Origin of the sequence: Lysinibacillus sphaericus, assembly GCF_002982115.1 — a bacterium.
Lineage (GTDB): Bacteria > Bacillota > Bacilli > Bacillales_A > Planococcaceae > Lysinibacillus > Lysinibacillus sphaericus.
In genome coordinates this window covers 4,177,696-4,201,065 of the sequence record NZ_CP019980.1, presented here as the reverse complement: position 1 = coordinate 4,201,065, position 23,370 = coordinate 4,177,696, and the positions used below count along the sequence as shown (strand labels likewise).

General features: G+C 37.3%; 18 protein-coding genes, 1 riboswitch and 1 other annotated feature. Of the genes, 12 read left to right on the top strand and 6 right to left on the bottom strand.

The window, feature by feature from the left end; genetic code table 11:
* Positions 1-15 precede the first annotated feature (15 nt).
* Positions 16-867, top strand: coding sequence for a MetQ/NlpA family ABC transporter substrate-binding protein (locus LS41612_RS20540; RefSeq protein ID WP_024362806.1), 852 nt, complete (start codon positions 16-18; stop codon positions 865-867).
* A gap of 51 nt (positions 868-918) precedes the next feature.
* On the opposite strand, the gene LS41612_RS20535 is transcribed toward LS41612_RS20540, so the two are convergent.
* Together LS41612_RS20535 and LS41612_RS20530 are read right to left on the bottom strand one after the other, a co-directional pair.
* The gene (locus tag LS41612_RS20535; RefSeq protein ID WP_024362807.1) at positions 919-2,088 is read right to left on the bottom strand and encodes a pyridoxal phosphate-dependent aminotransferase; all 1,170 of its coding nucleotides are present in this window, start codon (positions 2,086-2,088) and stop codon (positions 919-921) included.
* Between the two features lie 162 nt (positions 2,089-2,250).
* On the bottom strand, positions 2,251-2,949 hold the full coding sequence (locus tag LS41612_RS20530; protein ID WP_024362808.1) for a polysaccharide deacetylase family protein: 699 nt from the start codon (positions 2,947-2,949) through the stop codon (positions 2,251-2,253).
* A gap of 700 nt (positions 2,950-3,649) precedes the next feature.
* Between LS41612_RS20530 and LS41612_RS20525 the strand changes: the two genes are divergently transcribed.
* On the top strand, positions 3,650-4,450 hold the full coding sequence (locus LS41612_RS20525) for a carbon-nitrogen family hydrolase (RefSeq protein ID WP_024362809.1): 801 nt from the start codon (positions 3,650-3,652) through the stop codon (positions 4,448-4,450).
* Between the two features lie 87 nt (positions 4,451-4,537).
* Here the strand turns inward: LS41612_RS20525 and LS41612_RS20520 are convergent, their stop codons facing one another.
* The gene (locus tag LS41612_RS20520) at positions 4,538-6,106 is read right to left on the bottom strand and encodes a PucR family transcriptional regulator (protein ID WP_024362810.1); all 1,569 of its coding nucleotides are present in this window, start codon (positions 6,104-6,106) and stop codon (positions 4,538-4,540) included.
* Positions 6,107-6,418: 312 nt separating this feature from the next.
* Here LS41612_RS20520 and LS41612_RS20515 point away from each other — a divergent pair, with 312 nt between their 5' ends.
* Entirely contained in the window at positions 6,419-7,771 is a 1,353-nt protein-coding gene (locus LS41612_RS20515) for an aspartate aminotransferase family protein (protein ID WP_024362811.1), read from the top strand.
* Between the two features lie 172 nt (positions 7,772-7,943).
* On the opposite strand, the gene LS41612_RS20510 is transcribed toward LS41612_RS20515, so the two are convergent.
* Complete coding sequence (locus LS41612_RS20510) at positions 7,944-9,110, bottom strand: FtsW/RodA/SpoVE family cell cycle protein (RefSeq protein ID WP_229388447.1); 1,167 nt, start codon at positions 9,108-9,110, stop codon at positions 7,944-7,946.
* A 214-nt stretch (positions 9,111-9,324) separates the two neighbouring features.
* On the opposite strand from LS41612_RS20510, the gene LS41612_RS20505 reads away from it, so the two are divergent.
* From LS41612_RS20505 to LS41612_RS20495, 3 genes are all read left to right on the top strand, one after another.
* A complete protein-coding gene (locus tag LS41612_RS20505) occupies positions 9,325-10,995 on the top strand; it encodes a HAMP domain-containing methyl-accepting chemotaxis protein (protein WP_024362813.1) in 1,671 nt (556 codons plus the stop codon).
* Positions 10,996-11,308: 313 nt separating this feature from the next.
* Positions 11,309-12,262, top strand: a complete 954-nt coding sequence (locus LS41612_RS20500; protein WP_024362814.1) for an L-threonine 3-dehydrogenase — start codon at positions 11,309-11,311, stop codon at positions 12,260-12,262.
* 272 nt (positions 12,263-12,534) lie between these two features.
* Entirely contained in the window at positions 12,535-14,160 is a 1,626-nt protein-coding gene (locus LS41612_RS20495) for a long-chain fatty acid--CoA ligase (protein WP_024362815.1), read from the top strand.
* A 406-nt stretch (positions 14,161-14,566) separates the two neighbouring features.
* Here LS41612_RS20495 and trpB read toward each other — a convergent pair whose 3' ends face one another.
* Together trpB and LS41612_RS20480 are read right to left on the bottom strand one after the other, a co-directional pair.
* Positions 14,567-15,742: a tryptophan synthase subunit beta gene (gene trpB / locus LS41612_RS20490; protein WP_024362816.1), complete on the bottom strand. Its 1,176-nt coding sequence runs from the start codon at positions 15,740-15,742 to the stop codon at positions 14,567-14,569.
* A gap of 59 nt (positions 15,743-15,801) precedes the next feature.
* Positions 15,802-15,998: a binding site (T-box leader), on the bottom strand.
* 136 nt (positions 15,999-16,134) lie between these two features.
* Complete coding sequence (locus LS41612_RS20480; RefSeq protein WP_024362817.1) at positions 16,135-16,617, bottom strand: QueT transporter family protein; 483 nt, start codon at positions 16,615-16,617, stop codon at positions 16,135-16,137.
* Positions 16,618-16,623: 6 nt separating this feature from the next.
* A riboswitch (PreQ1 riboswitch) is annotated at positions 16,624-16,668 on the bottom strand.
* Between the two features lie 284 nt (positions 16,669-16,952).
* Between LS41612_RS20480 and LS41612_RS20475 the strand changes: the two genes are divergently transcribed.
* The 6 genes from LS41612_RS20475 to LS41612_RS20450 all read left to right on the top strand — a co-directional run bounded on the left by LS41612_RS20475 (position 16,953) and on the right by LS41612_RS20450 (position 23,238).
* Positions 16,953-17,624, top strand: a complete 672-nt coding sequence (locus LS41612_RS20475; protein ID WP_024362818.1) for a hypothetical protein — start codon at positions 16,953-16,955, stop codon at positions 17,622-17,624.
* Between the two features lie 46 nt (positions 17,625-17,670).
* Entirely contained in the window at positions 17,671-18,186 is a 516-nt protein-coding gene (locus LS41612_RS20470) for a hypothetical protein (protein ID WP_024362819.1), read from the top strand.
* Positions 18,187-18,652: 466 nt separating this feature from the next.
* Entirely contained in the window at positions 18,653-19,675 is a 1,023-nt protein-coding gene (locus LS41612_RS20465; protein ID WP_024362820.1) for an ABC transporter substrate-binding protein, read from the top strand.
* A gap of 226 nt (positions 19,676-19,901) precedes the next feature.
* Positions 19,902-20,930, top strand: coding sequence for an ABC transporter permease (locus LS41612_RS20460; RefSeq protein WP_024362821.1), 1,029 nt, complete (start codon positions 19,902-19,904; stop codon positions 20,928-20,930).
* Positions 20,923-21,717, top strand: a complete 795-nt coding sequence (locus LS41612_RS20455; RefSeq protein ID WP_024362822.1) for an ABC transporter ATP-binding protein — start codon at positions 20,923-20,925, stop codon at positions 21,715-21,717. The genes LS41612_RS20460 and LS41612_RS20455 overlap by 8 nt, the downstream gene beginning before the upstream one ends.
* A gap of 123 nt (positions 21,718-21,840) precedes the next feature.
* A complete protein-coding gene (locus LS41612_RS20450) occupies positions 21,841-23,238 on the top strand; it encodes a right-handed parallel beta-helix repeat-containing protein (RefSeq protein WP_024362823.1) in 1,398 nt (465 codons plus the stop codon).
* Positions 23,239-23,370 lie beyond the last annotated feature (132 nt).

Sequence of the window (23,370 nt, the reverse complement as noted above, 5' to 3'; positions counted from 1 at the left end):
GGAGAGATTGATAAGATGAAAAAATCGTTATTAGCATTTTTGACAATCATCTTTGCTGTTGTTTTAGCAGCATGTGGCGCAAGCGACAAAGGAGCAGATTCAAAAAAAGATTCAGATGCAGCAGGGGAAAGCAAATCGATTAAATTAGGTGCAACAGCAGGTCCTTATAGTGATATGCTGAAAAAAGCTATTATTCCACAGCTTGAAGAAAAGGGTTATGAAGTAGAATTAGTAGAATTCAGTGATTATGTACAACCGAACAAAGCTTTAGATAATGGGGATATTGATGCAAACTTATTCCAGCATACAATTTACTTAGAAAACTTTGAAGAACAGAATAACATGGATTTAGAACCATTAATTATTGTGCCGACAGCGCCAATGGGCTTCTTCTCAAACAAATATAAATCGATTGATGAAATTCCAAATGGGGCGACAGTGGCAATTGCCAATGACCCTTCTAATGCAGCACGTACATTGTTATCATTGCAAGAACAAGGCTTAATCGAGATTGATCCTAAAATCGAAGAATTAAAAGCATCAGAAAAAGATGTTGTGAAAAACGACAAAAATTTAGTATTCCAACCGATTGAGGCGGCAGCACTTCCACGTACAGTAGAAAGTGTTGATTTAGCAGGAGTTCCTGGTAACTTTGCTTTAGCGGCTGGATTAGATTTACTAGATGCTGTATTTTTAGAAAATATGCCTGACCAATTCCGCAACGTTATCGCAGTAAAGGCAGAGAATAAAGATTCGCAATTATCAAAGGATTTAGTGGAAATTGTAGAATCAGCTAAATTTGAAGAAATTATTGATGCAGACTTCAAAGGCTTTGGGAAACCAGAATGGATGAAAAATCGTAAATAAAATGAAACAAGAAGCACTCGTCATATGGCGGGTGCTTCTTGTATTGTGGAATTATTGTTTAAACAGATTAAGTTTTTCTATACGGCGAATCGCTTCCTGTAAGCGTTCCTCACTTACAAGTAAACCGACACGTACATAACCTTCGCCGAACTGCCCGAAGCCATTGCCAGCCGCTACTGCAATATCAGCTTTATCGAGCAATAAATCGGCAAATTGTTCGCTCGTATAGCCTAAGGGAACAGGGAGCCATGCAAAAAACGAGCCTTTTGGCGCTGTTACTTGCCAACCGATGCGCTGTGCTTCTTCGATTAATACGTTACGACGTCGCTCATATGTCGCACTAAGCTCTTGTGCACAAGTTTGTGAAGATGTTAAAGCGACAGCGGCTGCCTGTTGAACTGCTGGAAATTGGCTACAAAATAAATGATCTTGAATAAGATTAATCGCTTCGATAATTTGAGCATTACCGACTGCAAAACCGATGCGCCAGCCAGCCATATTATAAGTTTTTGATAATGTATATAGCTCGATGCCGACCTCTTTGGCACCCTCTGCCTGTAAGAAGCTTACGGGTTTATTGCCATCAAAGCCAATAGCACCATAGGCAAAATCGTGTGCTACAATAATCTGATGTTCTTTAGCAAAACGTACAGTTTCTTCAAAAAATTCAAGCGTTGCTGTTCCACCAGTAGGGTTGTTAGGGTAATTCAAGTAAAGAAGCTTAGCTCTGTCCTTTACTTCGTCGGACAATGCATCATAGTCAGGCAAGAAGTTATTTTCCGCAAAAAGTGGCATGACATCGTATTGAACATCTCCTAAGACCACTCCAGATAAATAATCGGGATACCCAGGGTCAGGTAATAACATTGTATCACCAGGGTTTAGCACAGCCATTGGTAGCTCAACAAGTCCAATTTTCGTACCACCTAAAATAGCAACTTCTGTATCGGGATTGATTGTTACATTGTATTCGCGTTTATAAAAATCAGCGGCAGCTTGCCGTAATTCGGCTATACCACGAAATGGAGAGTATTTATGATGCTGAGGGTTTTCCGCCGCTTCTTGTAGCGCTTTAATAATATGAGGAGGGGTTGGCTGGTCAGGGTTGCCCTGCCCAAGATTAATAATGTCTCGTCCTTCTGCTAATGCCGCATTGACCTTTTGCACAAGTGCTGCAAAAAACTGAGTAGGGAGTTGTTGTAGTTTTTTAGATAATTCCATGAATGTTCACCTTTTTCAGAATATAATAATTATTGTAGATATGTTGCAAATACTAGTACTTTTTCAACTGATTGTCTAGACCCTATATGGCTAAATAGGTTGCGCTTCACTATATTGCAGGCTAGAAAAGAAGATTAGTTCAAAACTAACGCTGTTTTTATGTTATATATCTTGCAGTTCATTTACGGTAATAAATGTATAGCCTTTATTTGAAAGTGCTTGTAAAATGCCTTCGATTGTTTGACGTACTTTGTCTGTGTCATCATACATTGGATGAATCAAAATAATCGACCCAGGCTTAATATTTTCTTTTACATCATTTACTTTGTCTGAAACTGTATTGAAATAACTATCGGGTTCGAGATTCCAAGTAATCGTGTCTCGATGCTGTTTATTTAGGTAATAAGGAAGTCCGATTAATTTTTTGCCATTCGGAGGACGAACATCGATTTCTCCGTTAAATCTAGCATTTCGAATTAATACATCTGTTTTTTCAATCTCTGCCTTGTAGTAAGAAAGGCTTTTGAAAACCATTCGATGATGAGAATAGCTGTGATTGCCAATTTGATGTCCTTCTTTTGCAATATTTTTCGTTTCTTCAGGGTACTTTTCGATTTCTTCACCGATTAGAAAAAAGGTAGCTTTAGCATTGTACTTAGCTAATAGCGGTAATATTATGTTGACGTTTTCTGCTGGGCCATCATCAAAAGTTAAAGCGACCACTTTTTGGGTGGTCTCTACTTGTTTAGTTATATTCCCGAATAACTGATAGGTTCTAGAATTCATTAATTTATAGGTGCCTAGTAATAGAAGGGCAACGAATAGCCATACAGACCCGATAATTATTGTTTTCTTTTTCATCATACGCCTTCTTTCCATTTAGCATTTTTGATAAAGCGCTTTATTCTATTGGAAAGCCATATTCCCCATTGTATATAGAAGAAAAGTATGTCATTACGAAAAGAGAAATTTTACTGATATGTATTTAGAAAAATAGTAGAGTAACTAAAAAAGATGGGAAATCCCATCCTTTTAGCGTTGATCTAACTTATCAGATATACGTTTAAGAATTTGTACTTGTTCCTGTTGTACTTTAAGAAATTTAAGGAGAAACCAAATGATAAAAATCACGGGCGCTATGTAGATGAATAAACTTAAAAGAGGTAAAAAAGCGATTAATGTACTGTCCATAAATGATGTTACCTTCCTTCGTATAATATCGAGAAATCTGTCGTTTTTGTATGTATTAAATATAGCAATAAACATGGTTATTGTCATTAAACGTTAAAAATGGAAGGGCAGTAACAGATACCCGGATTTGATTTTCTTCAACCGTACATACGTTAAAAAAATACATTCTTAGTGTAAGTGGGTCTAAGTAAAATTGGAGCCTGTTAGTTAGCTTAATCGACTAATTGTGCAAAAAATCTAAATTAGTGCACTTTTAACTGTAGTATAATGAACAGTAGAAAAGCGGTAGTAGGATCAGCGCTTTTGGAAATGTTTAAAGCTATTTATACCTCGAATTTAAAAACTATTTTTTACACAGGGGGAATGAAAAATGAAAATAGGTTGTATTCAATTAAATGTAGGATTTGGCAAAGTGGAAGAGAATTTTGCAAGGGCTGAAGAAAAGATTCGTGAGGCTGCAACATTAGGTGCAGAAATTATTGTGCTTCCAGAAATGTGGAATACAGGTTACGCGCTTGAAAAATTACCTGAGCTTGCAGATGTGGATGGAGAACGAGCGAAAGCATTTTTACAAGGTTTAGCAATGGAACTTGGCGTACATATTGTCGGGGGCTCTGTGGCAACGAAGAAGGGCGATAAATTTTTCAATACGATGTATACGTTTGATAAAGATGGAAAACTAGTTGGCGAATACAGTAAGGCACATTTATTCCGTTTGATGGATGAACATCTATTTTTAGAAGCAGGCGATGAAATGAATCGCTTTGCACTAGGAGATATTGAGGCGGCAGGCGTTATTTGCTATGATATTCGCTTTCCAGAATGGTTGAGAGCGCACGCATTAACAGGCGCAAAGGTGTTATTCGTGCCAGCCCAATGGCCAACACCACGTATTGACCATTGGAAAACATTATTGCAGGCACGCGCGATTGAAAATCAATGCTTCGTCATTGCGGTTAACCGTATTGCCAACAAAGTAGAAAACTTCAATGGGCAATCCATGGTAATTCAACCTTGGGGAGAAGTGTTATGGATTGGAGCAGACGATGAAGAAGTAGCAGTTATTGATGTTGATTTTTCAATTGTCGATGAAGTGCGCGGCAGAATTCCAGTGTACGATGACCGCAGACCAGGATTATATAGCATGTGCCAGTCACCTAAAAAATTCTGAAAATTCACAAAGACCCCTATGGGAACGCGTGTAACGTAAGCCGCAACATGCCTGTGGTGCCAGTCACCCGAACAATTCTGACTAATTTCATTTCTTATCTTCAATTAACGAATGAGCTAGAAGCATAAACTCAAGTGTAATCCGATTGTGCCCTTTCATGAAATTTTCTCCTAGCAAATTTTCAAGCTTCTTTAGGCGATGATAGAGAGTTTGTCGCACGATAAACAATTGATTTGCTGTTTGTTGTTTCGAGCCATTCGTTTGTAAGTAGACTTGCAGCGTTTCTAATAGCTTGCTGTTGTATTTTTTATCATATTCAATCACAGGCTGTAAATAATCTTGAATGACTTCTTGCAAGTCTACTTGCATTTGTAATTTATAAATTAGGTAATATAAATGTAAGTCATCATAAAAAAATGATGTCGTTTGAACTTTGCGACAAATATATAATGTTTCCAAAGCGGTTTGATAACTCTTCGGAATTTCCTCGACATCCGCCACAATCTTACCGATAGCTAGTTGATAGCCCTGTGCTTGCTGCTTTTTATAAAAATCCGTTGTCTGGAGCGTAGAAAAGAGCGAATTTAATAAATCACGACTCGCTTTACAATCTTTAGTGTGGAGTAAGATAAATACAACGTAGCTCTTTCGCTCGAACAAAAAGGGGACAAAACCATTTTGTTCAAATAAATTTCTATAGTAAAGTTTGCTATAAACAATATCCTCTTGACCTTTCATCATTGTATAAGGCGACGATAAAATAAAGACAGCGTTACTATAGTGTGTAAAGTTAGCATGATGGGATACGATAAATTTATAGATTTCTTCTTTCGTCAGCTTGTGATCAATCCAATCCGCTAAAAGAGTGGCATCCTCAATATCTCTTTTTTCTTCTATATAGAACTCACGCATTAAAAGCTGTGCGAGTGCCGTTGCTGTGCGGTCTAAAATGAGTAATTCAAATTCAGAAAATAATCCATCCGTTCGATAAAGGGTCAAATCGGCATAATGCTGATCAACAATAAAAATAGGTGCATGTTTAAATTGTGGCGCTGATTGTGGCAACGTTAATAATTGCTGTCGTTTCGCTAGAGGCATGTTTGGGAAAAAGATAACGTCTCGGTCTTTAATGGAAAAAATGACTTGTGTACGTAATGTATGATAAATTGTTTGCAAAATGTCATCAGTACTTTGTCCATGAAGGGCATTTTTGTTTAACGTTTGTGCGTAATTTTCTAATGAAGAAATCATGAAATATTGTTGATTCATAATTTGGCTATGTAAATCCTGTGTAATCCGAACAAAGGGAACTGTCTCATGAAATACAATGATTGGAAAGTCATGGCGATTGGCCAGTGATTGTATAGCTTCAGGTATTGTCTGTAAGTAAGTGCCATATTCTATGCACAGTGCTGCACAGTTTTTTTTAATTAACATCTCGACGAAAAAGATAAAGTCCTCAAGATGATGCTGTAAACTAATCCCCGTCGTCAAAATTAATTCGTCCCCTGCTAAGAAATTATCCACTTGCACAATTTCAATAACATGTGCCCACTTAACAATGCGTAATAATCCGTCTTTTCCTGCAATGACCTCTGCACTTTGAAAGTATTCATTTTTTAATACATCCTTCACTTGAAGTTTAAATTGACTCATCGTAGCCCTCCACTCAAAGTATTGCATGATATAAAAAATAGTAACTTACGACAACTGTGAATATTTAGCTAGTAGTTTACGAAATATCTTCTTTAAAGAAAGTTTATTCTAATTTTACATTATGTTAAAAACAAAGTCATAGAATTATACAAGTTGTCTATTCCTTCGTTTTGCTAAAAGTTGTAAAATTTTTTGTAAGAAATAGTGTAATTTTGAAAAAGGGGTGACATCAGGTCGTTTTTTATATTCGCTAGAACAATACAAACTGCTTTAATAATGGAACAACATTATAAATTAAAGGGGTGCATGTAAATGGTTCAAACAAATCTGAAGAGTGACGTATTAAAAAAGGATGAACAGTATGTCTGGCATTCAATGAAGCCTTATAATCCGCAAGCCACTTATGTAGTAGAGAAATCGGATGGGGCAAGAATCGTTGATACGGAAGGTATTGAATACATTGATGCGATGGCAGGTTTATGGTGTGTCAATGCAGGCTATGGACGGAAGGAATTAGCAGATGTTGCACATGAGCAGATGATGAAAAACGCCTATGCACCTCTATCGCAAGGGCATTTACCTGCAGTTGAATTAGCTGAAAAGATTAATCAAATGCTTGGTGGCGATTATGTTATTTTCTTTTCGAATAGTGGTTCTGAAGCAAATGAAACGGCATTTAAAATTGCCCGCCAATACCATCAGCAGAAAGGGCAAAGTGCGCGCTATAAAATTGTTTCACGCTATCGGGCTTACCACGGAAGTTCGTTTGGAGCTTTAGCTGCAACGGGGCAAGCAGAACGAAAATATAAATATGAACCGCTAACACCAGGATTTATTCATGTCGCGCCACCAGACCAATATCGAGATCCAGAAAATGATGCAACAGCTCCAGTTGAGCTAGCAAGTGTTAAGGCTGTCGATAAGTTGATGACATGGGAACTTAGCGATACGATTGCTGCGATGATATTAGAACCAATTATTACGGGTGGTGGTGTAATCATGCCACCGGAAAATTACATGAAGGGCATCGAGGCGGTTTGTCAAAAACATGGGGCATTAATGATTGTCGATGAAGTCATTTGTGGATTTGGTCGCACAGGAAAGCCGTTTGGTTTTATGAACTATGGGGTGAAGCCTGACATTATTACAATGGCTAAAGGTATTACAAGTGGGTATTTACCATTATCAGCAACGGCAGTGAAACGCGAAATTTATGAGGCGTTTACAGGTTCAGATGCATACGGTTATTTCCGCCATGTCAATACATTTGGTGGCTCTCCTGTAGCCTGTGCTGTCGCATTGAAGAATATCGAAATTCTAGAGCGAGAAGCATTATTCGAGCGCTCCAAGGTAGTGGGGGCTAGTACACTTCAAACACTTCAGCAAGCTTTGAAAACACATCCACATGTTGGAGATGTACGTGGTAAAGGCTTATTAATAGGAATTGAATTAGTCGTAGATAAAGAGTCAAAAGAGCCCTTACCAGTGGATAAAGTGAACGCCGTCATTGCTGCATGCAAAGGGCAGGGTGTGATAATAGGGAAAAATGGTGCAACAGTAGCAGGGTTTAACAATGTTCTAACGCTATCACCACCACTTAATATTGTCCAACATGATTTAGATAAAATAATTGAAGTTGTTATTGAAAATATTAAAAAAATATAATTATGTACAAAGAAAGCTGTCTCTAAAAGTCGCTATCAAGGGCTTTCAGGACAGCTTTTAAAGCATCAGAAAGGCTAGGCGAAGAATGAGTATGCACAACACGCCTCCTGTCAGGAAAAGTAATAATACAATTCGCTTCTTTACTTGAGTATTCATCGATAAATGCGTCCTCCTAAACTTGTGAGGTTTTAAACATATACCCGCTATAAGAATTATGGATAACCATAACAATACCCATTAACATGAAATTTGATAGTAGTGAACTACCTCCGTAACTTAAAAACGGTAACGTTACACCGGTTACAGGTAAAAGTCCAATCGTCATGCCAATATTTTGTGTAATTTGAAATGCTAGTAAACTGGAGATACCCGCACCCATAAGGGTCATAAATGGATCCTTTGCTTCTACTGTAATAAGAACAATACGATAAATTACAAAAAATAATAATGTAATGACAAAGGCTCCACCAACAAATCCTAATTCTTCAGCGATGGCAGAAAAAATAAAATCTGTATGCTTTTCTGGAACATAGACATTATTTTGTAAATAGCCTTTACCAGTAAATTCTCCTGTACCGATGGCCATAAAGCCTTGTCTAGTTTGAAAGGAGGAATCCGTATATTCATAGGGTTGTAACCACCCGTAAATACGGGAAACTTGATGCCCAGATAACTTACTTAGTATTTTTTGTGTAAAAAAATCATTAAATTTTACATAGAGAATAACGATTGCACTAACGATGGTCACAGGAATAGCTGTGAAAATGACGAGTAATTTTGTTTGGATACCTGAAAAGTAAATCATCGGTAATATCATCGCCATATATAACATAACCATGCCTGTATCTGGTTGCTTATATACAGCGAGTGTTGGTGGAAGTGTAATGATGCCAATCATCAATAGCAATCGCATATCTGATAAAAAGGAAGGACGCACATATTTTGCTTGATGGGCGACAATCACTTTACTGACAACAATTAAAAATGCGAACTTCAAAAATTCAGAGGGTTGTAACGACCCTAAAAGTGGAATTTGATACCAAGATTTTGCTTCATTTATGGTGCGCGCGATGCTTTCAGGTGCAATAAATAATCCGAATGTTAGCGCTACTATAACCCAATAAAAGGGCCAGCCGATTTTTTTTAGTTGCTCAATATCAAGTGTTGCTACACCATACATCATTAAAAAGCCCAAACTATAATAGATAAATTGCTTTATGATAAACAAACTTGCATACTGTTCAAACGCTGTACTGCTAGAGTGTACGAAGAGGCAACTAGTAATACCTAGCAACAATAGACTTATTGCTAAACTGCTATCTAATTTTTTTAAATGCAACAGTCAAACACCTCTCCTTCATAATTGTAAAAATTATCTATTAATAGTAAACGATAGAATGTAAAGAAGGTTGCGCAAGTTTTTATATTGTGTCGAATTTATTAAAGAATCGAATGTTCTATAATTCTGTTAGAAAATTTTACAAAAACATAACACTAGCTTTATATCTCCATACTATGATTAATGGTAATAGTTGGAGAAGGAGCCGAAAATAATGCATTTTTTTCGTTATATTAAGGTAAAAGATAAGCTGCTTGTACTCATGATTGTTTGTGTACTATCGAATGTCCTACTCGGTATATTTAGTGTGGATTATTTACGGAAAATGTCATGGCATGCAAGCGAAAGTTATACCGAGGCACTTGTACCGATTGGATGGCTTAATGAGCTTGAGGAAGCGCAACGACACTTGGATTATTTAATGGATTCAGGTGGCGAATATCAAGAGATGGCAGCTATACTAAAAAATATTGAACAGCCTTTAAGTAATTTAGAAAAAATAGTAATTGATAAAAAAATGAATCATCAAGTAAAGAAGTATAATTCGGTATTCTCACAGCAGATAGAATTAGTTGAAAGTTATCAACAGTTAAATACGCAAAAACGGCAGCAGTTTTATGAGCAGTCCTATTTACCGGTTAGCCAACAAAGCCATGCAATTTTAGAAGAGACGCAGAGTTATTTAGTTCAAAGAGCTGATGAACAGCAACAAGCGTACCAAAAGGATGTGCAATTTGGTTATTGGTTATTGGGGAGTGTTTGTACATTTGTCGTACTATTAGTCGTTTTCATTGGTTTCATCGCAACGAAGGCTGTTAATGTACCGACACGTCAATTGAAATCACTATTAAAACGTGCAGAACAAGGTGATTTTACAGCCAATGCGAGCTATGTGGCGCATGATGAGCTTGGAGAAGTTGTATTGTCATATAATCAGATGGCAACAGAAGTAAAGCGATTGTTACATACGGTTACAAATAGTGCGCAAGAGGTTGCAGGAATGACGGAAAATTTACAAGAATCCTCGGAGCGATCTTCTACAGCTACAGTAAAAATAGCAAAGGATGTGCAGAGTATTGCAGATTTGACCACTGCATCTACTAGTAAATTAGCGTCCAATTCTGCCTCATTAGAAGAAGTATTAAACGGTGTACAGATTGTCTTAGAAAAAGTGCAGCTTGTAGAGAGCTTTGCACATGAGACTGCCCGTGAAGCAGAAAGTGGTACAGATATTGTACAGGCGAATTTAACCCAAATTCAAGCCATAAAGCGCGCTGTTGAAAAATCAAATATAGCTATTTTTAAACTAGTGGAAAGAGCCTCTACAATCGACCATATGGTTGAAGTGATTGAAAAAATAACTGCCCAAACCAATTTACTGGCGCTAAATGCGTCCATCGAAGCGGCGAGAGCTGGCGAACACGGACAAGGGTTTGCCATCGTCGCCAACGAAGTACGTAAACTAGCTGAGCAAACAGTACATTCAACTCAAACAATTACGTCCATTGTACAAAATATCCAAACCGATTCTCACTACGCTGTAAAGATGATGGAAGGTGTACTAAGTGCTACAGAAAAAGGTGTAAATGTAACGTCAGAAACTGCAACAAGCTTCGATCAAATATTAGAAAAGGTCAATATCATTCAGCCATATATTGTAGAAGTATCGACGACAGTGCAAGATATAGCTGAACATACAAAGAAGGTTAACGAAGATGCAGGTATGTTAACAGCTCTTTCAGATACGAATGCAGCCTCGACTAAACATGTAGCGAAGTTAACGACAGATCAATTAAATGCACAGCAACAATTTCATCATACGATTAAGGAATTACGAAAAGTTTCAAAGGTGTTGCAAATTGCTGTTAAACGTTTTTCAATTTAATGGAACAAGAAAAAAAGTTGAACCTCTTTATGTATGTGTAAAGAGGTTCTTTTTTTATGAAAAATAGATTATTGTATTTTTGGAAAGTACAAATGTATTTTTGTGTTGTGAGACAGCACAAGATTTATCAAAAACCATATACTGATAACAAGGAAATTTACGTCCTTTTTTGAAACTCGTATAGATTGTTGTTGTATTTTTTATATGAACACATTATAATGAAATGCATCAGAAGTGTTATTAAATCAATGTTTCAGTATAAAATATTGTACTCCTGAGAAGTACAATTGTTCATATGTGGAGGTTTGGAGAAATGGAAAAGATTATGGTTACAGGTGCTCTTGGTCAAATAGGCTCTGAGCTAGTAGAAAAACTTCGTAGTATTTATGGAGAGGACAATGTGTTAGCTACAGATATACGAAAGCTTGAACATACAAAGGGGCCATTCGAAGTGCTGGACGTGACGGATGGACAAAGGATGCATGATTTAGCTAAGGATTTTGGTGCAGATACGATGATGCATTTAGCTGCACTACTATCTGCAACTGCAGAAAGAAATCCATTGCTTGCTTGGAATTTAAATATGGGTGGTTTAATGAATGCATTAGAAGTGTCGCGTGAGTTGAAGTTACAATTTTTCACGCCGAGTTCTATTGGTGCATTCGGTCCAACAACACCTAAGGATGATACGCCACAAGATACATTACAGCGTCCAACAACGATGTATGGTGTAAATAAAGTCGGGGGAGAATTATTATGTGACTATTATTTCAATCGTTTTGGGGTAGATACACGTGGTGTACGCTTCCCAGGATTGATTTCTTATGTAACGCCTCCTGGCGGTGGTACAACGGATTATGCCGTAGAAATCTTCTACGAAGCGATTGAACAAGGGAAGTATACATCATATATTCAAGAAGGAACGTATATGGATATGATGTATATGCCAGATGCGTTACAAGCGATTGTGGATTTAATGGAGGCTGATAGTAGTAAACTAATTCATCGCAATGCATTTAATATTACTGCGATGAGCTTTGAACCATCACAAATTGCAGCCGAAATTAAAAAACATTTGCCACAATTCCGAATGGATTATAACGTCGATCCGATTCGTCAAGCAATTGCGGATAGTTGGCCAAATTCTATCAATGTTGATGCAGCCAAAAATGAATGGGGCTTTAAAGCAGAATATGATTTAGCCAAGATGACTATCGATATGTTGGAGAAATTAAAAATTAAACTGCAAAAGAAGGCTATTTCATAAAAATAAAAGCTTTTTCAAATGAAAATAAATTAACGCAGGTAAAGAGAAACGACATTGTTTTTCTTTACCTGTTTTTTGTTGACGTGGCACTATTCAATAAAAAACAGGATAGAAAAACAGAGTATAAAAAAGAAAATTTTTGGAATATATAGCATAATGATTAATTTTCTAATATAATCATATTCAGAATATTAATAGTATTCTGTTAAAGAATACATAGATGTTCTACAAGTGTTTGGGGGAATTCACTTAGAAGAAGGGATGGATGTAATATGATGCAAACACCATTAGTATTAACAAACTTTTTTAAGCGAGCTGAGAGTTACTTCGCTAGAAAGACAATCGTGTCGCGTACAAGTGCACATAAAATTCACCGTTTAACATATGGAGAATGGGCGAAAAGGACGCGTCGTTTAGCAGATGCGCTGACAAAGCTGGGGATGGAAAAGGGGAAAAAGATTGGTTCCTTCGCGTGGAATCAGCATCGCCACTTAGAGGCGTATTTTGCAGTGCCATGTTCTGGTGCCATTTTGCATATGGTGAATATTCGCTTATCTGAAGAGCATTTAATTTATATCATTAACCATGCCGAGGATGAGATTTTAATGATTGATGTTGATTTGCTCCCTATCATAGAAAATATTGCTAGTGAGTTAAAAACAGTAAAACATTATATTATTATGACTGATGAAGAGACGTTACCAGAGACAACGTTACCGAATGCTTTATCCTATGAAGAATTATTAGCTGCTGCAGATGAAAACTTCGAATTTCCAGATGATTTAGAGGAAGAAGCACCTGCTGGTATGTGTTATACAAGTGCCACAACAGGAAATCCAAAAGGGGTGGTTTATTCACATCGTGGCTTAGTGTTACACAGTATGATGCTAAGTATGTCCGACTCCATGGGTATTTCAGAGCGCGATGTTGTGATGCCAATTGTGCCAATGTTTCATGCAAATGCTTGGGGGTTGCCATTTGCAAGTGTCAATGTCGGTGCAACCCAAGTACTGCCAGGGCCTCAATTTACTTCTGATTTGATTTTAGATTTAGTGGAGCAAGAAAAGGTGACATTGACTGCAGGTGTGCCTACCATTTGGATTGGAGCATTACAAGAGCAGGAGAAGCGTGAGCGAGATATCAGTTCGCTTCGCGCGATTTGTTGTGGTGGTTCAGCTTCACCAACACGTTTAATCCGTACGTTTGAAGAAAAATACGGTATTCCATACATCGTTGTCTATGGTATGACGGAGACAACGCCAATCGTTGCGTTATCAAATTATATGTCATGGATGGAAGAATGGCCGATTGAAAAACGTATTGAAGCTCGTGCTACGCAAGGAATGACAATGGCTGGGATTGAGTCAAGTATTATTAATGATCATGGAGAAGTGCCATGGGATGGTGAGACCATGGGCGAATTACGTTTACGTGGTCCGTGGATTTCACATGAATATTATCGAGATGAGCGTACAAAAGATGCCTATCGAGATGGCTGGTTATTTACAGGAGATATTGCGGTTCGTACGGCGGACGGCTTTATTAAAATTACTGACCGAACAAAAGACTTAATTAAATCTGGTGGTGAGTGGATTTCTTCTGTAGATTTGGAAAATGCACTAATGACGCATGATGCTATATTTGAAGCAGCAGTTATTGCAATTCCACATGCCAAATGGCAAGAACGTCCACTAGCCTGCGTCGTTTTAAAGGAAGGGATGGCAGCAACGGAAGAAGAATTGCTAGCATTTCTAGAAAGTCAATTTGCGAAATGGTGGGTGCCAGACGATATTGTCTTTTTAGATGAAATCCCAAAAACATCTGTAGGAAAGTTCTTAAAAGCTAAGTTACGTGACAATGTAGCGGAAATTTATCCGAAGCTAAATATGCTTGTGTAATAGGAAAAGAGGCTAGGACATAACTAAAAAAAATTAAGGAACAGAGGAAAGGTGTTCGTAAATTTTTGCTATTATGGGAACTTAGCCATTCTTGCTTTTGCAAAAATAAAAAATTAGAAGTGTTCACTAGTTGTTGGTAGCGAGGGCGGTGACTCCTGCTTAGAACGCACACACCGTAAGACGCTGTCATTCCGCGCATTAGCGAGGGTTGCAGCTTACTGTGCTGAGCGGAACGCACCGCCGAAGCGGACAACAACGGCGCAGCAAAAAAAGGTGTTAGATTGACTGCCATCAATCTAACACCTTTTCTCTTTTGTCCAAGCCTGCTTTGTCTTTTTTATCGATATGATACGAGTTGTGGCTTGCCATGTGCCCGCGGAACGCATCTGAATGTAAAAAAAGTAATTTATAGTGTAGCTTTATTTTTTAACATATTGAATACTTGTTCAACGTCTTTATCTCCACGACCTGAGATATTAATAATAATACTTTCGTCAGGTGATAGTGTTGGTGCTAATTTTATAGCATGTGCTACAGCATGCGAGCTCTCTAGCGCAGGGATAATTCCCTCCACTTTTGAAAGTACTTGGAATGCTTCTAGCACTTCGTCATTTGATACGATTACATATTCAGCGCGGCCAATTGTTTTTAAATAACTATGTTCAGGGCCAGCCCCAGGGTAGTCAAGACCAGCTGCAATTGAATATGTTGGTAATGGATTACCTTGTGCATCTTGCAATACTAAACATTTAAAACCATGCAATTCACCAGGAGTACCTTCATTTAATGTTGCTGCTTTTTCTGGTTCGATACCGATTAAACGAACGCCTTCATCATCGATATATTCTGCAAATGCACCGATTGCATTACTACCGCCACCGACACATGCAAGAACTGCTGTAGGGAGTTTGCCTTCTTTTTCTAAAATTTGCTCACGACTCTCACGGCTAATCACTGATTGGAAATGTTTCACCATTGAAGGGAATGGATGCGGTCCTACTGCAGAGCCTAATAAATAGAAAGTTGTTTCATAGTTTTCTACTAAATCAGCAAATGCTTCGTCTACGGCATCTTTCAGACGACCTTGGCCTTTATCAACGGCAACAACTTTAGCACCTAATAACTCCATACGGAATACATTTAATGCTTGTCGTTTTGTATCTTCTAGTCCCATGTAGACTGTGCAATCCATGCCAAACATAGCGCAAGCAGTTGCTGTTGCAACACCGTGTTGACCTGCGCCCGTCTCAGCAATAACACGATTAGCGCCCATGCGTTTTGCAAGTAAAATTTGACCTAGTACATTATTGATTTTATGTGAACCAGTATGATTTAAATCTTCACGCTTTAAATAAATTTTAGCGCCGCCAAGTTGCTTCGTTAAATTTTCTGCAAAATACAGTGGCGATTTTCGGCCAATATATTCACGGAAATAATAGTCTAGTTCTTGATTAAACGCTTCATCATCTTTATATTTTTGGAAGTTCTCATCTAAAATATTTAATACATTTTGAAGCTCTTCAGGAACGAAGCTGCCTCCAAATTCACCAAAATATCCTTTTTGCTCTACTGCTGTACCCATCTGTTCTCGACTCCTCTATTCTAAATTTTCCATAAAAAAAGGTCACTCCAATCCTCTATAAAAAGGACGAGTAACCGTGGTGCCACCTTTATTCGCAAAAATGCGCGCTTGTACTCCTGTAACGGGGAGTTAGTTCGACCTTATTTTAGTAAGGCTGCTCCGAAGTCCATTCACAAGTCCATACTACTGATTTGCACCAACCATCAGCTCTCTAAAAGTACGATTGCTTGCTACTCCTCTTCTTCTACACATTTATTATTGAAAAATTTTAATATATTTTCAGAATAGTGTCAAGAAAAAGAAAAAATACTTTTGTAGCCTTAATTGTAAGAGGAGAAGCAGGGGGAGTGCGCCCGAAAGTAAAAAAAAGACGAATCGAAAAGACTCGTCTATTAAATCATATTTTTGAAATTTAGGCGCTTGTTGAGCATATACATAATCGGTGCACCGACTGCTAATACAACAAATTCACCAGCTGCGACAGTTAACCATGTCCACAGGAATGGTAATTCTAATGCTAAGTTCAGCTCGAAGGCAATGATAAACATTGTGGATGTAAATAAAAATGTGTTTATGATTAAACGCGCCCATATATTTTGGACAAATTTACAAATCACAATTAACAAGCCAAGCGTAATCATTGTCTGTCCAACGCCAAACACTAAATCATAGGCACCAAGTGGTGAAAATAGATTTGAAATAAACACACCCATAATAATCCCAACGGCAAAGCGAGGGTTAAAGGCAACTAAATGATTAAAAATTTCCGATACGCGGAATTGCACCTCTGTAAAACCAAATGGTGCGACGAGCATTGTAACAGCAATATAGAGCGCGGCAATAATGCCACTTGCTGCTAAAAATTTCACTTTCATATTCATTTCTCCTTAGTTTTTTTTCGTGGGATGGTTACGAACCACGTAGAGCAAGAGCAATCATATCAGTAATGGTGCGGGTTTGTAAATAGCTCTATGAAAAATAGATATAGCACGAATATTCGTAGTATTTCATCTTTTGTGTGGGATGTAAAAATTTCCTGTTTTTAAGGATAAAGAACGGGTGTACCGACAGAAAAAATGTCGGTTGAAATGTCGGTACTGTTTTCGATAAAATTAAATTAACTCGAGTATATTTAAATTTGCTATAGCAACCATTTCAGATGACTTAATAAATTAAAGTTGAATTTGAAAAGGAAAAAGGGGTGCAAAGCATGATGAGGATACTTAAACTCACACTATTTCTTTTGATTTTTTTTCCATTAGTTGATTCGGATGTAAAGGCTAATGATGAAACTAATTCAAACATAATTAAAATATTAGATGGGAAAAATATGAGTGAGGAAGAGTTGGATGCAATCTTAAACTCAGGTGAAGAATTTACGATAGAACTAACCGATGAACAAGTAGCTGAACATTATGCAGAAATAAAAGGTGTTTCTTTAGACGAAGCTTACCAGGCAATGTCAGATAGTTTAGCACAAGCTAAGCCAATAGCAAGGTCTGTTACATCAAATCCGTCTTGTGGATGGTTAGCTACAAGTACACCAGTAATAATTCCAAATAGATCCTATAAACCAACTCTTCTTGTGTATGTGAATGTGTGCCGTGGTGGTGCGCAATATATAGATACAAATACGAAGCCACTTCTTCAAGAGTTTCGAGCAAATCCAATTTCTTTCGATGGTACAATAGTAGTTGAATTATACAATGGTCACTTTTATTATACAGTGAATGGAAACTTTTATGAATCTACATCAACTACACATACAGGCACTGCTGGAGTCACTACAGTTTTTAGTGCTACTTATTCAGTTGCCTTAACTAGTAATTATTATGCATCGTTAACAATCTTAAGGACAAAACGGGATGTGTTAGGTTATTAGATAGGATAAAGTAAAATGATATTATCCGTAACTGGAGGGATGTCGTTTGAAGAAAATTGCATCTTTGCTTATCTGGGTTTTAATCTGTCTCGTTGGGTGTAACAATACAGAATTTGGCATTTACCAAGGGCGGGATTTAAAAATTGGGGTAATTGGGGCGATTCCAGAAGTAAGGGAAGAAAATATAGATTTTCAAGATATTACTTTTGAGAAGTTAAAAAATAATACGGAATCCCTATCTAAAGAGCTAGATGCCATTATGATTATGAAAGAATTTTTACATGAAGCAGATGATGACCAATATGTAGCTGCTTATAGGTCGTTAAAAATTCCTACATTTTTTATGCAATCGACTAAAGTACATGTACCATTTGTCAATGAAGGTGTTCAGTATGATGATATTATTGATGTTGACCCTGCTAATTTCGCAACAGGGTTTCTCGATTTAGGAACTGATGAGAAAATTAAAGAACATACATGGAGATATAAGTTGGAAAAGAAACAGAATATTCAAGATGTTTACTCGCGAATTTTTGCTACTATTGAATCTGTAAGTAGTTAATTAAATGGCGCAGTGAAGGCAAGACGTGCACTCAATGCAAGATGAGGACACCTCGCATTCTTGCTGCTTACGGTGTGCCCCCGGAAAGCACCATCCGAAGTGGACATCAACGATATAGTAAAAAAGCGTTAGATTGACTGCGGTCAATTTAACGCTTTTCTCTTTTGTCCCAAATTCTATTATGCTCTTATCGATTTTTGGATTATGAAGGCAACCTTTAACTTTCGAAAAATTGCCATACAATTATTATTATATTACAAAAGAATTATAAATTAAGAAATGTAGTAGTTTAGCGGTTTAAAGCGACAAATTAAGTGAAAAAGTAAAATATTTTGTCAAATTTAAAAGTCAGAACATTCATAATGTTGTTGACGAATAGCGATAATAACGATAATATAGCGATACATTCACACTTTGCTCGAGTGAAGTGTGATAGATAATAGAGTATTAGTCGGGGGGATTATTTGTGAAGCGCAATATGAAACAGCTTTCGTTCCTATTATTTGGATTATTATTATTGCTTGCTGCTTGTGGTAGCGGTAGTTCTAGTTCATCAGATGCAAAAGGTGACGAAAAAAATAGTGCAAGTGAGAGCGGTAGTGTAGATCAAAAAACATATAAAATCGGGATTACTCAAATTGTAGAGCATCCATCTTTAAATGCTGCAACAGAAGGGTTCAAAAAAGCGATTGAGGATTCGGGCTTAAAAGTGGAATATGATGCACAAATTGCACAAGGTGATAACAGCTTAAATACAACAATTGCCAATAACCTAGTAAGTGCAAACGTAGATTTAATTTTTGCTAACTCTACACCTTCTGCACAAGCAGCAGCTACGGCAACGGGCGATATTCCAATTATCTTTACTTCTGTGACAGATGCAGTGGGCGCGCAGTTAATTGATTCGATGGACAAACCAGGGAAAAATGTAACGGGAACAATTGATTTACATCCTGATACGATTTCTAAAACGGTAGCATTATTAAAAGAACTTGGCGCTAAAAACGTCGGTATGGTTTACAATGCTGGTGAGCAAAATTCAGTAGCACAAGTAACAGAAGTGAAAAAAGTGATGGCTGAACAAGGTCTTGAAGTAAAAGAGGCTTCAGCTGCAACTTCAGCGGATGTTAAACAAGCGGCTGAATCGTTAATTGGTAAAGTAGAGGCTTTTTATATTATTACGGATAATACAGTTGTTTCTGCATTAGAATCTGTTATTGATGTAGCAAAAGCAAATAAATTACCGCTTATTGTTGGTGAGCTTGATTCTGTAGAACGTGGTGGCTTAGCTGCATACGGCTTTGAGTACTATGATATCGGCTATGAAGCTGGTCAAATGGCTGTCAAAATCTTAAAAGGTGAAGCAACACCTGCTGATACACCAGCTCAATATCCACAAAACTTAAAATTAGTAGTGAACAAAAAAGTTGCTGATGAATTAGGGATTGAAATTAAAGATTCTTGGGGCGCAGAGCTTTTAGAAAAATAATGCATATGTCATGTTACATTTGAGCTGAAGCGGGGGAGAACTATCCCCGCTTTCTCTTCATTTTAACTTGTTCAAGCAGACAATCTTTACGTTTATCAATAAGAGATTTGAGTTCCAAGTAAATTTTACAGATTTTAAGAGAAGCTTTTGAACAAGCTAGATAACATCTTGGCGCAATGACGGCTCGGTATAATTGATACGATAATTTTTAGGAGATGATTCAACAATGTTTACAGCAATATTTGGCTCAGTGGAGCAAGGAATCATCTATGCAATTATGGCACTCGGTGTTTACTTAACATTCCGTGTGTTAGACTTTCCGGATTTAACGGTTGATGGAAGCTTTGTAACAGGGGCGGCTACGGCAGCAACAATGATTCTGCTTGGCTACCACCCAATCTTAGCGACTTTAGTGGCAATTGTTGCTGGATTTATTGCAGGATGTATGACAGGAATTCTTCACACAAAAGGGAAGATTAATCCGCTATTATCAGGGATTTTAATGATGATTGCCTTGTATTCGCTTAACTTACGCATCATGGGGTTAACTGCAGAAAATACGATAGGTCGTCCGAATATTCCATTATTAAACTCTGAAACCTTGTTTTCAAAGTTTCAAACATTTTGGAGTAATTTAGGTATCGATGCGGCATTAAATAACGTATTAAAAAGCATCGGCATTCAGCAAGTACCGTCAACTTGGGGTACGTTGATTGTAGTTTTACTCATCACGATTTTAATTAAATTTATTGCGGACTGGTTCTTAAAAACAGAAGTCGGGCTAGCTATTCGAGCAACAGGTGATAATAAACGTATGATTCGTAGTTTCTCTGCGAATACAGATACGCTTATTATTCTTGGTCTTGGTCTTTCGAATGCACTTGTCGCATTTTCTGGAGCTTTAATCGCACAATATTCGAAGTTTTCGGATGTTAGTATGGGGATCGGTATGATTGTTATCGGTCTTGCTTCGGTTATTATAGGGGAAGCCATCTTTGGTACAAAAACAATTATGCGTACTACATTGGCTGTAATCGCTGGTGCTATTATTTACCGCATTATTTTAGCGTTAGCATTGCGCGTCGATTTCCTTGATTCAGGTGATATGAAACTCATTACGGCTATTATTGTTATTTTAGCGCTTGTCGTTCCTCAGTTTGTTGAAAAAAACAAAGAGCGAAAGCGCAAAGCAAAACGGGCAGCAGAACGTTCGCAAGTGAAAACGGTAGAGCAGGGAGGAAAAGGCCTTGCTTAAATTAGACGGCATTAATAAAATTTTTAATGAAGGTACACCCGATGAGAAAATTGCACTTGCTGAAATAAACTTACATTTAAAACCAGGCGATTTTGTTACAATTATCGGCAGTAATGGTGCGGGTAAATCTACGATGATGAATATGATTTCTGGTGCGTTAACACCAGACTTTGGTTCCGTATTAATAGACGGTAATAATGTCACAAGTTTGCCAGAATATAAACGGTCTCATTTCATTGGTCGCGTGTTTCAGGACCCAATGGCGGGAACAGCACCGACTATGACGATTGAAGAAAACTTAGCACTTGCGTATTCAAGAAACAAAAGTCGCGGCCTACGTATTGGCGTTGATAAGAAACGTCGACAATTTTTTAAGGAATCATTAGAAATGCTAGGGTTAAACTTAGAAAGTCGCTTATCCGCAAAGGTTGGCTTGCTTTCGGGCGGTGAGCGTCAGGCATTATCACTGTTAATGGCTACGTTTACGAAGCCATCCATTCTATTGCTAGATGAGCATACCGCAGCGCTTGACCCTTCGCGTGCTGAGCTTATTACGCGTATTACGAAGCATTTAGTTGAAAAGGACAATCTTACGACGCTAATGGTCACGCACAATATGCAACAAGCATTGGATTTAGGAAACCGTCTTATTATGATGGATAAAGGTCAGATTATCTTGGAGGTCGGCGAGGATCGCAAACATGAACTGACAATTCCTGATTTAATGGCTGAATTCGAACGCATTCGCGGTGAAAAAATGAATTCTGACCGTGCATTGCTAGGTTAATGATTAAACGTCCATACATAGGTATGGGCGTTTTTTATTGTGCTAGTGAAAATTCTGAATTGTTTTGGTGCCTGTTACTTGTATTATTAAAGTTATGAAATATATTCAATAAGGAATGATTTAATGAAAAAATTTTATTTTATCCTCTTGGTAGCAGTTGCTATGGTGATTGTCTTTGTTTTAAACAATAATGAAGATAAGCAGGATCAAGTTATTTACGTTGCGACAAATGGAAATGATGATAATGTTGGTACAAAATCAAAGCCATTACGCACATTAAAAAAAGCGGCTTTAGAAGCAAGCGCCGGTACTACCGTCCTCATACGAAAAGGAAATTATCATGAAAAACTTGTCGTAAAACATAGTGGCACCAAGTCAAAACCAATTACATTTAAAGCCTACAACAAGGAAAAGGTTGTCCTTAGTGGAAAGGACTTGAAGGATGTTGAAGAGGATGTAGCCTTAGTGGTGATAAATAATAAGAATTACGTGACCATCAGTGGACTAACTATCCAGGATTTATCTACTGATTTAGCAGGCGAAACAATAATGGGGATTTATGTAACAGGTTCTAGTAGCCATATTACACTAGACAATAATCATGTGCAGCGCATTGAAACCCATGCAGATGATGGGAATGGCCATGGGATTGCTATATACGGAACTGGCACAATGAAAGATATAAATATTGCAAATAATACGTTGGAAGACTTGAAACTAGGGGCAAGTGAATCTCTTGTTCTAAATGGCAATATTGACGTTTTTAAAGTAGAAAATAATATAGTTCGCCGTAGTGATAATATCGGAATTGACCTAATTGGTTATGAAGGCATTTCAAATGATAAAAAAGTGGACTTTGTACGGAATGGCATCGTAAAGAATAATATAGTTTATGAAATATCCTCTTATGGCAATCCAGCTTATGGGGAAGATTATGCTGCTGGCGGAATTTATGTAGATGGTGGCAAAAATATAACCATTGAAAAGAATACCGTTTATAAAAGTGATATTGGAATAGAAGCAACTTCTGAGCATGCTAAAAAATACGCTGATAACATTAAAATAATAAACAATATTATTTATGAAAACTTTTACACTGGGATATCGATTGGTGGGTATGATGAAAATCGGGGAGGTACGATTAATTCTACTATCTCTCAAAATATTCTTTATCGAAATGACACGAAGGGGCTAGATGGGGGACAGCTATTATTACAATATGATACAAAAAACAATGTGATAGAAAGAAATGTTTTAACCGCTGGACCATCGCGGATTTTTATCTCCAACTATTTTACAGCCAATCAAAAAAATAAACTCCAAAAGAATGTATTCCATAAAGAAAAAGGAGAAACGGGTATTTGGATATGGAAAGAGAAAGAATATACATCTTTTCCTAAATTTCAAAAAGCCTCAAAAAGTGATGAGAAGTCTAGCTATATAGATCCGAAATATCAAAATGCAAACAAATATGATTTTAGGTTAAAAGAGGATTCTCTTGCAAGAAAAATTGTATTTTGATTTTGTATTCTAGGACTCGTATTGTTCTTATTTGTTTTGTGGGTCTATGCTACTGTTAATAATTCCATGCTATAATCTAGGGAGCTTCGTTATGTCAGAATTCAGAATTGTTTGAGTGCCTGGCACTTATAA

Excerpts from the sequence above, each read along its gene's own strand:
- LS41612_RS20500 (WP_024362814.1), top strand. The coding sequence starts at position 11,309 with ATGGAAAAGATTATGGTTACAGGTGCTCTTGGTCAAATAGGCTCTGAG.
- LS41612_RS20515 (WP_024362811.1), top strand. The coding sequence starts at position 6,419 with ATGGTTCAAACAAATCTGAAGAGTGACGTATTAAAAAAGGATGAACAG.
- LS41612_RS20505 (WP_024362813.1), top strand. The coding sequence starts at position 9,325 with ATGCATTTTTTTCGTTATATTAAGGTAAAAGATAAGCTGCTTGTACTC.
- trpB (WP_024362816.1), bottom strand. The coding sequence starts at position 15,742 with ATGGGTACAGCAGTAGAGCAAAAAGGATATTTTGGTGAATTTGGAGGC.
- LS41612_RS20520 (WP_024362810.1), bottom strand. The coding sequence starts at position 6,106 with ATGAGTCAATTTAAACTTCAAGTGAAGGATGTATTAAAAAATGAATAC.
- LS41612_RS20480 (WP_024362817.1), bottom strand. The coding sequence starts at position 16,617 with ATGAAAGTGAAATTTTTAGCAGCAAGTGGCATTATTGCCGCGCTCTAT.
- LS41612_RS20535 (WP_024362807.1), bottom strand. The coding sequence starts at position 2,088 with ATGGAATTATCTAAAAAACTACAACAACTCCCTACTCAGTTTTTTGCA.
- LS41612_RS20475 (WP_024362818.1), top strand. The coding sequence starts at position 16,953 with ATGATGAGGATACTTAAACTCACACTATTTCTTTTGATTTTTTTTCCA.
- LS41612_RS20530 (WP_024362808.1), bottom strand. The coding sequence starts at position 2,949 with ATGAAAAAGAAAACAATAATTATCGGGTCTGTATGGCTATTCGTTGCC.
- LS41612_RS20495 (WP_024362815.1), top strand. The coding sequence starts at position 12,535 with ATGATGCAAACACCATTAGTATTAACAAACTTTTTTAAGCGAGCTGAG.
- LS41612_RS20525 (WP_024362809.1), top strand. The coding sequence starts at position 3,650 with ATGAAAATAGGTTGTATTCAATTAAATGTAGGATTTGGCAAAGTGGAA.
- LS41612_RS20540 (WP_024362806.1), top strand. The coding sequence starts at position 16 with ATGAAAAAATCGTTATTAGCATTTTTGACAATCATCTTTGCTGTTGTT.
- LS41612_RS20460 (WP_024362821.1), top strand. The coding sequence starts at position 19,902 with ATGTTTACAGCAATATTTGGCTCAGTGGAGCAAGGAATCATCTATGCA.
- LS41612_RS20450 (WP_024362823.1), top strand. The coding sequence starts at position 21,841 with ATGAAAAAATTTTATTTTATCCTCTTGGTAGCAGTTGCTATGGTGATT.